The organism is Paenibacillus sp. PL91 (assembly GCF_012935325.2).
Lineage (GTDB): Bacteria > Bacillota > Bacilli > Paenibacillales > Paenibacillaceae > Pristimantibacillus.
This window is the reverse complement of the sequence record NZ_JABBYG020000004.1, coordinates 381,246-396,760: the sequence shown is the minus strand read 5'-3', so window position 1 is coordinate 396,760 and position 15,515 is coordinate 381,246. Positions and strand designations below refer to the sequence as shown.

General features: G+C 51.9%; 2 protein-coding genes and 2 pseudogenes. All 4 read right to left on the bottom strand.

What is annotated here, in order from left to right; translation table 11 throughout:
- Positions 1-9 precede the first annotated feature (9 nt).
- On the bottom strand, positions 10-7,734 hold the full coding sequence (locus HI950_RS12830) for a non-ribosomal peptide synthetase (protein ID WP_169082368.1): 7,725 nt from the start codon (positions 7,732-7,734) through the stop codon (positions 10-12).
- 36 nt (positions 7,735-7,770) lie between these two features.
- Positions 7,771-12,597, bottom strand: coding sequence for an amino acid adenylation domain-containing protein (locus HI950_RS37280; protein WP_486187805.1), 4,827 nt, complete (start codon positions 12,595-12,597; stop codon positions 7,771-7,773).
- A gap of 48 nt (positions 12,598-12,645) precedes the next feature.
- Positions 12,646-14,028, bottom strand: a pseudogene (locus HI950_RS37275) (amino acid adenylation domain-containing protein); the annotation flags it as partial.
- Positions 14,029-14,139: 111 nt separating this feature from the next.
- Positions 14,140-15,483, bottom strand: a pseudogene (locus HI950_RS37270) (condensation domain-containing protein); the annotation flags it as partial.
- Between the last annotated feature and the right edge of the window lie 32 nt (positions 15,484-15,515).

Genomic DNA, 15,515 nt, shown 5'->3' with positions numbered 1-15,515 from the left:
CCAACCGAATCAAAATTGAAACTGTACGTCTTCCCCCAGCAAATTATCCATTTGCTCGGCTTCGATCAGCTGTATGTCGCCGATGCGGATGCTTGGATCGTTCGTTACAGCCTCCAGCACCTTGATAAAATGCTGCGCCAGCCGGTCAATCGTGTCCCGCTTGAATAACGCTGCTGCATATTCGAAGGAGAATCTAAAGCACTCCTCTTCCTCGACTGCCGACAGAGTCAAATCGAACTTCGCAATCGAGCTTCCGAGCTCATAAGGTGCAAATCGCAAACCTTCGATATCCTCTGCCTCGCCCGCGATATTTTGCAGGCTGAAGACCGTATCGAATAGTGGGTTGCGGCTTAAATCCCGCTGCAGATCAAGGCTTGCAATAAGCTGCTCCAGCGGAAAATCCTGATGCTCGAAAGCTTCGAGCGTAAGTGTTTTTACTTGAAGAACAAATTCCGCAAACGATAAATCGGCATCATGAATGTTTCGCAGGGCCAGCGTATTAACGAACATGCCCATAACTTGCTCGAGCGCAGCAAGCGGCCGTCCTGCTGCCGGAACACCAATAACGATGTCAGACTGCCCCGAATACTTGGAGAGCAAAACGTGATAAGCCGCAAGCAGCACCATGAATACCGTTGACCCTGTTTCCTCACTCAATAGCATCAGCTTATCCTTTAAGCCCGGAATCGTAGCAAACGTAATCGCATCGCCAGCAAAATCTCGTTTCTCCGCTCTGCTGAAATCAGTTGGAAGCGCTAATTGCGGAACGCCGCCCGCAAATTGCGCTTGCCAAAAGGCTTCCATACGCTCATAGGCAGCGGAGGCAAATAGTTGGTTCTGCCATGCCGCGAAGTCCTTATACTGCAGGTTTAGGGCAGGAAGCGCACGTCCGGCATAGAGCTCGGCAAACTCCCGAACCAGAATGGCCATTGATACACCGTCAGAAATAATATGATGCATATCGAACATAAGCAGATGCTTTGCCGGCTCAAGCATGACAAGTCCTACACGCAGCAAAGGCGCATGCGCCAAATCGAATGGCTGCACAAATTCGTTTATTACGCTATCGAGCTCGGCTTCGCGTGCATGACGATATGAAATGTCAAACACAGCCTCATCGTGAACTTTCTGTACCGGCTCTCCCCCTACGGAATGGAAAGTTGTCCGGAATGTCTCGTGGCGCTGAATGATGCTGCGGAAGGCGTCCTGCAATCGGTCAGGGTTCAATGCTCCCTCTATGATCATCGCGCCAGGCATATTGTAGCCCGTTCCTTCGCCATCGAACTGGTGCATAATGTACATGCGGCGCTGAGCGGCTGACACTGCATAATGCGGACTGCTAGGCAGCGGTACAATTGCTGCTGTCTCTATCCGCTCCTTGCGGTCAATCGCCGATGCTAAAGCTTCAAGCGTCGAGCTCTCAAACAACGAGCTCAGCTCCAGCTTCACGCCAAAGGCTTGCAAAACTTTGGATATGAGGTTCATCGCTTTCAGCGAGTGTCCGCCAAGCTTGAAAAAATCGTCCTGCACGCCGATCCGCTCGGTGCCAAGCAGCTCGGACCATATAGCCGCGAGCTTCTCTTCTGTCCATGTACGAGGCGCGATAAATTCCGATTCCGCCTCATTCAGCGATTCTGCGGTTTTCTGCAAAGCTAGACGGTCGATTTTCCCATTTGCGGTGAGCGGCATCCTCTCTAGTGGAATGAGGCGTGCCGGAAGCATAAAGCTAGGCAGCCTAGCTTCCAAATGCTCGCGCAGCTCGGCCGGATCAAGCCCGTGTTGAGCCGTATAGAAGGCACAAAGATAAGCATCGCCTTGACCGTCAGCAAGATCGAGCACGAGAGCTTCGACAACGCTGCTCATCTGAACTATCGCTGCTTCAATTTCGCCCAGCTCGATTCGATAGCCGCGAATTTTCACCTGATGATCGATACGGCCCAAATATTCGACGCTGCCATCAGGCCGCCATCGTGCTAAATCTCCGGTTCGGTACATCCGCTCGCCAATCAGGTATGGACATGCAACGAACTTCTCCTCGGTCAGCTCCGGCCGGTTTAAATAACCTCTAGCCACGCCAACGCCTCCGATGCATAATTCCCCAGGCACGCCGATCGGCTGCAGCTGGTTGTCCTGGCTGACAATAAATATTTTCGTATTCGCAATAGGCTTGCCGATCGGTACGGACGCTGATGCTTCAAACGGCAACTCGTTGATCTCACAGGCGGTTGCGCATATCGTCGACTCCGTCGGACCGTAGGCATTGACGTAGCTTACGTGGTCAACCCACCGGGTAACAAGCTCTCTCGAAGCGGCAGAACCGGCAGTAATGAGACGCCGCAAATAAGGCAGCCGCTTCGGCTCCAGATGAATAGCGAAAGTAGGAGGAAGCGTAATGACCGTAATTCGCTCCTCGTTCATAAAGGATTCAAAGCTTGCATAATCGTTCATGGCTTCCTTCGGAACGATATGGAGGGTGGCTCCGGTAAACAGCGCCATAAATATTTCCCAAACCGATGCGTCGAACGAGCTGCTCGCAAACTGGGCGATTCGGTCCTCCTCGCCAATCCCGTACTGGCTTTGAAAATAAACCTGTAAATTAACAAGCCCCCTATGCTCCAGCATCGTCCCTTTCGGCATGCCGGTTGTACCGGACGTATAGATGACGTAGGCCAAGCTGCCGGATGAATGGGGCTGCTGCTGCTCGCCTTGCGCTTGATCAATGCCGGAAAGCGATTCGGCGGCAGCCAATCCGCCATGATTATGACCATCTGCTCCTAGACCTATGATTTCCTCGTAAATGAGCAAATTGCTTTGCATATTTACGCTTGCCCGAACCTTGTCATAGTCAAGCTGCCTCGTGACGACCACCTTGGCTCCACTGTCCCGGACGATGTACTGAATCCGTTCATCCGGATAATCGATGTCGATAGGCAAATAGGCTCCGCCGGCTTTCATAATAGCGAGCAATGTCACGACCATCTCAATTGATCGCTCCATCATTACGCCCACAATCGCTTCTGCCCCAATACCGGCATGGCGAAGTTTAACTGCCATCCTATCGGATTTGGCATTAAGCTCTGCATAGGAAAGGGTAATGCTGCCTAGGCTCAAAGCAGCGGCATCAGGAATACGGCTCGCTTGCTGCTCGAACAGCGAATGAACGGTTCTGTCAGCCGGAAGCTCGCTTTGTGTATCGTTGAAATCCTCAAGCAGTTTCCGTCTGTCTTCAGACGCCAGCATATTGATTTCTGCAAGCGTCAGCTCAGGCTGGCGGACGACAGCTGTCAATATTTCCGTATAGCAGCTCAGAAACCGCGCCATCGTATCCTTGTTGAACAAGGAGGTGCTGAATTCAACGCCAAGCGTTATCCCTTGGCTCGATGGCTCCGCCATAAGCGTCAAATCGAATTTCGACCATTTATTTTCAAATTCATAGGCGCTTACTTTTAACCCATTCGGGTCTTCTGCGCCTTCAGATAAATTCTGAACCATGAACACCGCGTCGAACAAAGGATTTCGGCTCAAATCACGCGGCATGTCCAGCTTCTCCAGCAGCGTTTCATACGGGTAATCCTGATGCTCGAACGCGGACAATGAAGTCTCCTTCACTTCTTTCAGCAAAGCGCGAAACGTCTTCTTCCCTTCCGGCTTCGCACGCAGCGCCAATGTATTCACAAACATCCCGACGACGTGATTCATATCTTCATGCGTTCGTCCGGCAACCGGAGAGCCTACGATGATGTCCGTATGGCCGGTATATTTGTACAGCAGCCCAAAGTATGCGGCAAGCAGCACCATGTACAGCGTGACGCCTTCCTTCGCTGCAAGCTCGTTAAGCGCAGCGGCTTGCCTTGGTTCAAGGAGCATAGACAAATGCTCGCCTTCAAAGCTTCTAATGGCAGGCCGGGCGTAATCGGTTGGAAGATCAAGCAGCGGCAAATCGCCTGAAAATTGCTCCAGCCAGAACGCTTCCTTCCTGCTGAAAGCCTCCGATCCGACCAGACTGTTTTGCCAGACGGCAATATCCTTATAGTGGATACGCAGCTTCGGCAGCTCCTCGCCTCGATACAATGCCGTGAATTCATCAATGATAATGCTTAGTGAAACGCCGTCAGCAATTATGTGATGCAGATCAAATAGCAGCAAATGACGGTCAGCAGCCAGCTTAACCAGCTCTACGCGAAATAATGGCGCTGCCAGCAGATCGAAAGGCCGGACAAAGCGTTCGATCAGCTTTTCAGGCTCATGCCACGCTTCCGGTCTTTCAGAAAGATCGATCCTATTCACATGAAAGGAAATGCTGTCATGCACGCGCTGCATAGGCTCGCCATCGGTTAGCGTGAAGGAGGTGCGCAACGATTCATGTCGTTCAACCAGCTTTTGCATCGCTGCTTCGAATCTGTCGGCATTGATCTCGCCCTCAAGCAGAAATATGCCGGGAATGTTGTAGCCCGTATGAGCGTCGCCCAATTGATGGAGCACAAACATCCGTCTCTGCGCGGACGAGGCCGGGTATATAGCCTGCTTCTGCGCCTGTGGAACCGCCGAAACCGCCGAAACGTGTTCGGAATTAGGCTGATTATGAACATTAAGATATGTAGTCAGCGTTTCAATGGTTGGTTTCTCGAACAGCATTTTTAGCGGAACGTCGATGCCGCACTGCTTGCTTATGCTGGATACGAGCATCATCGCTTTAAGGGAATGTCCTCCCAATGTGAAGAAGTTGTCGCAAATGCCGACTTTGGCGACTCCAAGCACCTCTTCCCATATTGCAGCCAGCTTTTGCTGAAGCTCATTCGTCGGAGCGACATAGGCGGCACCTGTTCCTGGTTCTCCCTCCGGCATCGGAAGCGCTCTTCGATCGGTCTTCCCGTTAGCCGTAATCGGCAGCTTCTCCAGCTGAATGAAAAGTGACGGTACCATGTAATCAGGAAGCGCTTCAAGCATATACTCCCTTAGATCAACAGCTGAAAGCATTTCTGAAGCCGCATAATACGCACATAAATATTTGCTGCTCTGAACATCCTCATATGCGAGTGCCGCCGCTTCCGTAATTGCTGGATGATTGAGCAGACGAGACTCAATCTCGCCAAGCTCGATACGATGGCCGCGAATCTTCACTTGATGATCCATGCGGCCCCGCAATTCAATTTCCCCATTCGGCAGCCAGCAAGCGAGGTCTCCCGTGCGATACATGCGTTCCGCAGAACGATATGGATTGTGCAAAAATTTCTCAGCGGTTAATTCGGCGTTGCCGATATAGCCGCGCCCGACATTGTCACCAGCGATATACAGCTCGCCGGGTATGCCAACGGGTTGAAGCTGCATGCCGCTGTTTAAAATATAAATGCCAGTATTTGATATCGGCCGTCCGATCGTCGGCAATTCGGCTATCGGCTCTGATGCCCCGAGCGACAGTGTCGTAACGACATGCGTTTCTGATGGGCCGTAATGGTTATGGAGCGTAACGCCACGTTCTCGCAAATAAGCTCGAAGGCCATCTGAGACGACCAGCTGCTCGCCCGCGGTTATGATGTGCTTAACGCAAGGCGGGAACAGCTCGACGTAGCTTTTTTCATTAAATACAAATTTGAGAAAGGGCACCGGCAAAAACAAGACAGGAATCGATTGCTCGCCGATCCATTCGGTTAGTTTTTCTACGCTGCGCTTCGTATCGTTATCGATTAAACAAAGCGTGCCTCCTGCCAGCAGCGTCGAAAAGATTTCCTGATAGCAGACGTCGAAGCTGATCGTCGTGTATTGCAGCACCTTTGTGTGGTAAGGAACGGTCGTTTTCGACCATACATAGGAAAGTAAATTGACCATGTTTTTATTCTCAAGCATGACCCCTTTGGGCTGTCCGGTCGTGCCGGACGTATAGATCACGTAAAACAAATCGTTCGAAGCTGCCAAAGGAGGCAAATTGTCAGCTGACAGCTGTGCATACAGTTCGTCCTGCAGCATTTGCAACGCGACACCCCCACCAACAATAGATGCCTTGTCTGCCATATCCGGCTGGTGCAAAAGCATTTCCGCTCCGCTGTTATCCAGCATATAGGCGGCGCGCTCTGCCGGAAGGTCCGGATCAATCGGCACGAATGCGCCGCCAGCCTTCAATACAGCCAGCACTCCCGTCACGTATGCGATCGAGCGCTCCGCCATGATGCCGACCGTCTTGCCAGCGCCGACGCCCTGCTGACGCAAGCTGTGCGCCAACCGATTCGCTGCGGCGTTCAGCTCGCCGTAGCTGATTCGCTCAGCGCCCATCGCGATCGCAACCGCTTCCCCCGTACGTGCTGCCTGCTCCTCAAACAAACGGTGAACCGTATGCTCGGATTGATACTCGCATGCATCGCCGTTAAATGATTCCAGCAGCTGCTGCTCTTCGCCGGTCACGATTCGCATGCTGCGAACAGGCATGTCCGGGCTTGCAACAGCTTGCTCAGCCAACATAATCAGATGGCCTTCAATAGCCTCCAGCTGCTTCGGATCATAAATGGAAGCATTAAAATTAAGCTTTACCGTCAAATCGTCGCTCGGAAGCACCATCACGTTCAGATCATAGCTAGTTTGCTCATACATGCTTACATCGCCTACATCGAAGCCAAGCGTATCCTCAGAGCCGCTCTCTGAAACTTCCTTTTCAATCGGATAGTTTTCAAACACGACAATGTGATTAATCAGGCTGTTTTTTAATTCCGTCCTATTTTGAATGTCATATAACGGCATATAGTCAAAGCCTTCCGATTCAATGGCCTTCCTCTGGACGCTTGCAGCCATTTCCGCGAACGATTCATTCCCCAACGATCGTATGCGAACCGGAATCGTATTGATAAACAGCCCCACCATCGTTTCAATACCGGGCAGCTCCGATGGGCGGCCGGATACGACAGAGCCAAACACGACGTCCTCCAAATGGTTGTACCGTTGAAGCAGCACGCCCCATAATGTCTGAAACAAGCTGTTCAGCGTAATCTGACAGCTGCTTGCCAGCTCCTGCAGCTTGCGCGATAGCTCCAGACCGAAGCTGAATCGCAGCTCAGCCTGCTCATAATGGCCCGCATGAACAGCCGACGGAGCTTTGCGCCTTGGAAGCGATGCCTCTTGCTCGTAATCGCCAAGCAGCTCTTGCCAGTAGGTTAAAGCTTTTTCCTTGTCTTGCTTCTCCAGCCATTTGATGTAATCGCTGTAAGGCTGGGCCGGCGCAAGCGCAGGCGTTTCCTGGCGTTTCAAGCACCCGTACAGGCTGAATAATTCATTGATGATAATCCCGAGGCACCAGCCGTCCATTAGAATATGGTGATGGCTCCAAATCATTTCGTATTCGTTCGCTGCAAGGCGGAATACAATCATACGCATCGGGATATCGTGAGAGAGGTCGAAGCCTATCTCACGATCCTTTTGTCTGGCGGACTCAAGGCTTGCCTCTTGTTCCTCTCTGGTTAACCCCGACAAATCCTCAACCCGGATTTTTAGCGAGCGATCCTTCAGCACAACCTGCACCGGGCGCTTGACCTTGTCATATAAGAAAGTAGTCCGAAACACATCGTACCGCGCAACAATGCGATTCATGCTCTCCTCGAACAAAGCGACATTCAGCTCTCCGCGAATACGAACGGTCATTTGCTCAAAATAGGTGGCATCCCGGCTCATGATGGTATGAAACAGCATGCCCTCCTGCATCGGAGATAAATAATAAATATCCTTCACTTGCTCTTTCTTAAAAGTTGACATTTCGCACCTCTCTGACAAGCATATTCGCTCGCTTTCTCATTTCAGCTTCTCTTCCAGCAGATCGAAAATGTCTTCCAAGTCGTCAACCGTCATCCCTTTTGAGCTAATATCGCTTGGCGTCAGCTCCGCATCCTCTTGCAAGGTACAATGAGCGATTACGCTGCCAAGCTGCGCGCGATAAGCATTCATGAAGCGGTTCATCGTCTCCTCCGAAAATTCTAAGCTGTTGTAATGGCATTTCATCGAAAGCCGGCCTTCCTCAACGATGCCTCCGAAGCTCCATGCAAAGCTGTTTTCCGCTTTTGAGCTGACGGGAGACCCATTGTCATAATCCGACATGGTGAAAATTTCGTTCGTTACATCTCCGTCAATTTGCCCTAAGTAGTTGAAGCAAATCTCCGGCTCAAGGTCGAAGCGAAGCACTGGCTTCAATGGCTCAGGCGTCATATATTTCAATAGATCGTAGCCGATGCCTTTGCCAGGTACAGCTCGAAGCTGTTCCTTCGTCAGCTTAATCTGACGAGATAAATCATCCGCCGCGCTCATATCCAGCACAACCGGATATTGGGAGGTGAACCAGCCAACCGTGCGCGAAATGTCCAGCGCCTCCGAGATAGGCTCGCGTCCGTGTGATTCTAGGTTGATGCCGACCTGGTCTATGCCCGACCATTGCTTGACGGCAAGTCCTAATGCTGTCATCAGCAAATCGTTGATTTCCGTGTTATACGCGCGTCCAGCCCGCTTCAGCAGATCGTCTGTCTCCAACTCATCCAGCTCGAACTGTGCCGTCCGCAATGTCGAGAAGTCACCGCGGCCCGCATGTCTATCGCGTGGAAGAGGAACGACGCCTCTCTCCTCCAGCTCTCTCCAATAATCGGCCTCCCTTAGAAGCAGCGGGCTTTCTGCATACAAGCTGAGCTGCTCCGACCAATAGAGGAAGGAATCGGATTTGAGCGGAAGTCGGATCTGCTCCCCGTTCAGCGCTTGGCTATATGCCTGCTCCAGATCCTCGAACAAGATGCGCCAAGAGACGCCGTCTATGATGAGATGATGGGCGATCAGCAGCAAATGATCGCCGCTCGCTGTCCGGTAGTGAGCGGTCAGGAACAGTGGGCCTTCTGACAAATTGATCGAGCTTTGAAGCTGCTCCGCATGCCTAGCAAGTGCCGAGCGATCATCCGCCTCGCCGGATAAATCCATATACACGTATGTATGCGTACCCTCTTCCTCTAGTCCCCGGTTGAAGGGAATATAGGAGCCATCTCCACTCTGGCGGAACACGAAGCGCAGCGCATCATGATGACGGACGATCGCATCAACGGCAGATCGGATCGCTTTCTCCTCGAACCGTCCCGGCGTGTACAGCATGACCGATTGATTCCAGTGATGGGCATCGGTAAATTGCTGTTTAAAGAACCAGTGCTGAATTGCGGTAAGCCCGGCTTCTCCTGTTACAGCGCCTTGCTCAATGCTCCTAGTGACAGCCTTTAGCCGCGGAGCAAGCTCACCGATTGTCGGATACTGGAATAAATCTTTAATCTCTAGCTTCAAACCATGTGCACCGAGTCTAGCAGCTACTTGGATCGCTTTAATAGAGTCGCCGCCGAGCGCAAAGAAATGCTCGGCCGAGCCAATATGTTTAGCGCCAAGCACACTTTGCCAAATGTCTGCAAGCAGCTGCTCGCGAATCGACTCCGGTGCGATATAAGCACTGCCGGTAGAGATGCTCAGGTCCGGTTCAGGGAGCGCTTGCCGGTCAATTTTGCCATTCGAGGTTAAAGGAATTTTGTCCAGCTGGACAAAATAGGCCGGGACCATGTAATCGGGCAGCGATTCTTTCGTGAATTGACGCAGCTGGGTAACGGTCAGCTCTTCCTCGGCAACGATATAGGCACACAGTGCTTTGCTGCCGTCCTTCTGGTCACGTGCAATGACGGTTGTTTCTTTAACTTTGATATGATTAAGAAGCACGGTCTCAATCTCGCCCAGCTCGATCCGATGACCGCGGATTTTAACCTGATGGTCGATGCGCCCAAGATACTCCATCTCGCCGTTAGCCAATCTGCGTACCAGATCGCCAGTCCTGTACAGCCTCTCGTCGGCATTGTATGGGTTCGGCACGAACCGTTCCCGCGACAGCTCCTCACGGTTCAAATAGCCTCTCGCCACGCCATCTCCGCCAACGTACAGCTCGCCGTTAACCCCAATGGGAACAAGCCTCTGCCTGGAATCGAAAACATAGCAGGTAAGCGTAGCAATCGGCTTGCCGATATTGCTTACATTTGTCGCTATCTCATGATCCGTTATCACTTTGTATGTGACATGCACGGTCGTTTCGGTGATGCCGTACATATTGATCAGCTTTGCGGCAGGATACAGGTCGCGGTATGGGCGAAGCATAGCCGGATTCAAAGCTTCACCGCCAAAAATGACGTAACGTACCGCTAAGTCATGTTCCTGCTGACGCACTTCTTCTTGAATCAAGGCATAGAAAGCAGTTGGCGTTTGGTTCAGCACCGTTACCTTCTTCTTCCTCAGCAGCTCAGCAAACTGCTGCGGGTTTTGCGCGGTATGGCGCGGAACAACGACAACATGGCCGCCGTACAGCAAAGCGCCGTACATTTCCCATACCGAGAAATCGAAGCAGTACGAGTGGAACATCGTCCATACGTCCCGCTCATTAAAATCAAACGCAAGCCGATTGTTCGTTAACAGCCTTACCACATTCCGATGGGTGATCATAACGCCCTTCGGCTGGCCGGTCGTTCCGGACGTATAGATGATATAGGCTAAGTCCTGCGGCTCATTGATTGCTTCCAAATCACCCTCGTCTCCCGTGAAGGTTGAGCCGTTCTGGAGATCGAAGACGATGCAGGCTTCGCCGTTAGCCTGATGGAGACAAGAGGTTTGCGTAAGCAGCGCCTTCGGCTTGCTGTCTTTCAAAATGTACTGAATCCGCTCCTCAGGATAAGCGGGATCAATCGGCACATACGCGCCCCCCGCCTTCAGAACCGCGAGCATAGCAACGATAATGTCGGTCGTGCGGTCCATAAGAATCGCTACTAGATTGTCACGCCCAACTCCCGCTTCATCTCGAAGCCGCCTTGCCAGCCTATTCGCTCGAGCGTTCAGCTCGCGATAGGTTAGCTGCCGCTCATCATCCGAGACCGCAATAAGCGCGTCATGAATAGCTGCCTGCTGTTCAAATAACGAAGTTATCGTAGCCTCACGCGAGTAGCTTGCCGCGGTGTCGTTAAACCCGTACAGCAATTGCTCGATTTCACTGCTGTTTAACACATCCAGCTCAGCTAATGACTTCTCTGGATGAGCGGCAATCGCATGAAGCAGCTCGATATAATGATTGCCAAGCCGATTCGCTGTCTCTGGGCGGAATAAAGCTGTTGCATATTCAATGCTGAACTGAAGCGAATCCTCCTGCTCGATCACGCCAAAGGTCAGGTCGAACTTGGCGATATCATTGGATTGCGGGTAGGATGTCAGCTTCAAGCCTTCCAGCTGCAGATCAGCCGAATCCATGTTTTGCATAAGAAACATCGTATCGAACAGCGGATTGCGGCTCATGCTGCGCGGAATGCCCAATTTTTGCAGCAGCTCCTCAAATGGATAGTCCTGATGCTCGAACGCTTCAAGACAATGCCGTTTAACCTCGGCAACATAATTTTGGAAAGAAAGCTCCGGCTTAGGTCTTGTTCGGAGCGCAAGCGTACCTACGAACAGCCCGGTCATTTCCCGCAGCTCATCATGAGCGCGGCCGGCTGTCGGCGTTCCAACGACAAAATCCTCCTGGCCGGTGTACTTATTGAGCAGCACATTATAAGCTGCGAACAGCACCATAAACAGCGTTGCGCCTTGAGCTGTAGCCAATTCACGCAGCGAAGCAAATAGCTCCTTATTGGCCGTGAACTCATATCGCTTACCTGCAAAATCCCGTACGAGCGGACGCGAGTAGTCAGAAGGGAAATCGAACGCAGGCACGCCGCTTGAGAATTGCTCCAGCCAGAAAGCCTCCTGCTTCTTCAGCCGCTCCGCGTTCACATCGCCCTGCTGCCAGACAGCATAATCCTTGTACTGAATGCGAAGTTCCGGCAGCTGTTCACCCCGATATAATGCGGCCATATCCTGAATTAGATGACCAACTGTAATCCCATCGGCAATAATATGGTGCACATCGAGCAGCAGCAGATGGCGTTCTTCCTCCAAACGAACGAGGCGAGCCCGCATAAGCGGAGCTTGCGTCAAATCGAAGGGGCGTACGAAATCGCGCATGATTTGTTCAGCCTGCAGCGTATCGGATGCTTCGAAAACCTCAAGCTCAACCGCAGCCGTTGCGTGAATGCGCTGAACGGGCTCCTCCTCCTGCAGCTCGAACGTGGTCCGTAGCGGCTCATGCCGCTCGATCAATTTCTGAAGGGCATCTGCAAGCTTTTCCTGATCAACAATCCCTTCCATAAGCAAAGCATCGGGCATATTGTAAGCCGTGCCGACGTTCTCAAACTGGTTGATTACAAACATTCTTCTCTGCGCCGATGTTAACGGATAGACTTCTCTTGGCTCTGCCGGTACAATGGCGACAAATGTTCCTTCCTCCTGATTCTCTCCTTCAATGAAGCGGGCAATGCCGCGGATCGTCGGACGATCAAACAGCTCTTTCAGAGGAATGTCTGTCTGCAGCTCCTTCTGAAGCCTGGCCGCCAACAGCATCGCTTTGAGCGAATGCCCCCCAAGCTCAAAAAAATCTTCCGTTACGCCGATCTTCTCTACTTGCAAAATTTGTTCCCAAATCGGCTGAAGCTGCGCCTCAAGCAGCGTTTCAGGCGCTATGTATTCACGGTTCCCTGCCAAGCCTGCATCCGGAATCGGAAGCGCCTTGCGGTCGAGCTTGCCGTTCGCTGTGTATGGCAAGCGCTCAAGCCGAATGAAGGCTGCCGGATTCATGTAGGATGGCAGCTGGGTTCCAAGCATCCTTCTTAATGACGCTTCATCCCAATCGGAACCTTCTTCCAGCGTTACATAGGCGCAAAGCTGCTTCGAGCCGGAACCGTCCTGCACAGCTAGCACTGCTGCATCCTTAATAGCCGCCTGCTTGCGAAGCGCGGCTTCGATTTCTCCCAACTCGATCCGATAGCCGCGAATTTTCACTTGATGATCGATCCGCTCTACGAATTCAAGCTGGCCATCCTCCGTCCATCGCGCTAGATCGCCCGTAAGGTAAAGCAAGCCAGCACCTTCATCGAATGGATGCGGCACAAAATGCTCCTTCGTCAGCTCAGGCTGATTCAAATATCCGCGAGCCAGCCCCTCGCCAGCAACACATAGCTCGCCCACTGCGCCGATTGGCTGAAGCTGCCTGTCGCTACCAACAATCCATACCTGTGTATTGGCAATTGGAGTGCCAATCGTTATCCGTTTACCGTCCTGGGCATCACGCAAGCATGTCGTTATAACGCTGTTTTCGGTCGGCCCGTATTCATTAACCAATTCAAGCGCCGGATTTACGCTCCTTGCACGGCTAACGGCATCCTCCGTAACCTTCTCTCCTCCGAGTGTCACCGCTTTGAGCGATAAAGCTTCCTCTTGCGTTATAACATCAAGAATGGCCAGGAACATGGCTGGCACTGTGCTGAAATGAGTAATTTGTCCCGCCGCAATAAGCTTTTTCAGCGCAAGCGGGTCCTTGCTCTCCGCAGCTTTCGCCAAGTGAACGGACGAGCCTGCAATGAGCGGCGCGAAGAACGTACTAACGAACGCGTCGAATGCAAACGACAAGAAGACTAGCGTGCGATCCTCCGTGCTAAATTGGTACTCCTCTTTCCGCCAAAGCAGCGTATTCGATATGCTGCGATGCTCGATCATAACCCCTTTAGGCATGCCTGTCGTGCCGGACGTGTAAATGATATAAGCCAAATCGTTCGGCTTGACCTGAACCTCCAAATTGGAGGTATCCTCCGCGTAGCCGTTTATATCGCTAATATCAACAACATTTGTGCCAAAGCTTTCTGCAAGCTGGGCATAGTGAGGATCGGATAGAACACAGCAGGCTTCGCTGTCCTCCAGCATATAGCGGATGCGATCTGCTGGAAGCGCGGGATCGATTGGCAAGTAAGCTGCTCCCGCTTTAAGCACAGCGAGCAGCGCAACCGCCATATCCGGTGAAGGCTCTGCCATAACAGCTATGACGCGGCCTGCAGCGCCATTGTCATATAGCGTCCGGGCTAGGCGATTAGCTTCGACGTTCAATTCCCGGTAGGTTAGCTCTACACCGGCTCCAAGCACAGCGGTTTGATCCGGCGTGCGTGTTACCTGCTTCTCAAACAAAGCATGAACGAGCTTCGGTTCCTCATACACCCTCTTCGTCGCGTTAAAATGTTCGGACAATTGCCGTTTTTCTTCCGCTGCAACCACTTCGAGCGCGCTCAGCTCGACTGCCGGGTTATCCAATATTTGCGCTATGATGCTGCGCAAATGACCTTCTGCCCGATGGATAACTGAGCTCTCAAACCTGTTCTGGTTGTAGCTGAATTTGATAGAAAGCTCCTCGGAAGGAGATACAACGACATTCAAATCATAATTCGTTTGTTCAAACACGCGGTCAACCTGTGTTTGGAAGCCGATCGCCTCCTCGGCCTTCCCGCCTTCAACATCCTTGCCTAGCGGATAATTTTCGAATATCAAAATATGATCGAGCAGCGCCTGCTTCAGCTCCGATTGATTTTGCACCTCGTAAAGCGGCAGGTAGCTATGTGCTTCCATCTCGACCGCTTCTGCTTGTATGTTCGTCAGCAGCTGCGCAAAGGTAAGGCCGTCAAAACTGCGAACGCGAACCGGCACCGTATTTATGAACAATCCGACCATCTGCTCGATTCCCGGCACATCCGAGGGGCGCCCCGATACGACCGAGCCAAACACAACGTCACGCGTCCTATTGTATTTGCTGAGAAGCACCGCCCAAACGGCTTGAAAAAAGCTGTTAAGCGTCGCTCCGCAGCCTCTTGCCATTCGGGTAAGGAGCAGCGTTGTTTCGGCGTTAATGACAAATTCATGCTGACCCTGGCGATATTCGTCCGCCTGGCCGCTAAGCTGCCTTTGCGGCAAAGACGTTTGCTCTTCAAAGCCTTCAAGCGCTTTTTTCCAATAGACGAGAGATTGCTCTTTGCTTCTATTTTCAAGCCATTTGATGTAATCGCCGTATGGATAAATGATGCTTTGAGGAATCGCGCTGCCCGTACGCTTAGCTGCATAAATTTGAAACAACCGCTGTATGACAACGCCAAAGCCCCAGCCGTCCATCAAAATATGATGATGGCTCCACATTAATCGATATGTATGCTCAGTAGTGCGGAACAAAGCAACTCGAAGCAGCACATCCTTCGATAGCTGAAAACCGCGACTTCGGTTTGCCTCGTTATAGCACTCGATATACTTGCCCTGCTCCGTTTCCTCTAGATGGCGGAGATCCTCATAATGCAGCTTCGTGCTCCGCTCATGGAAGACAACCTGCCGAGGCCGCGGCAAATTTTGATGGACAAATACTGTACGCAGGATGTCAAATTCCTTCATGATGCTGTTTAAGCACTGCTCGAACAGCTCCGGGTCCACGCTGCCTAGCAGCGAAGCTTCCATTAAAGTGAAATAAGCGCTGGACTTGCTGTTTATGATCGAGTGGAACAACATTCCCTCCTGCATCGGAGTAAGGGGGTACACCTTCTGAATCGCATTTGCTTTCGTCATTATTCACCTCGCGTGAAGTTGGCTTATTCGCT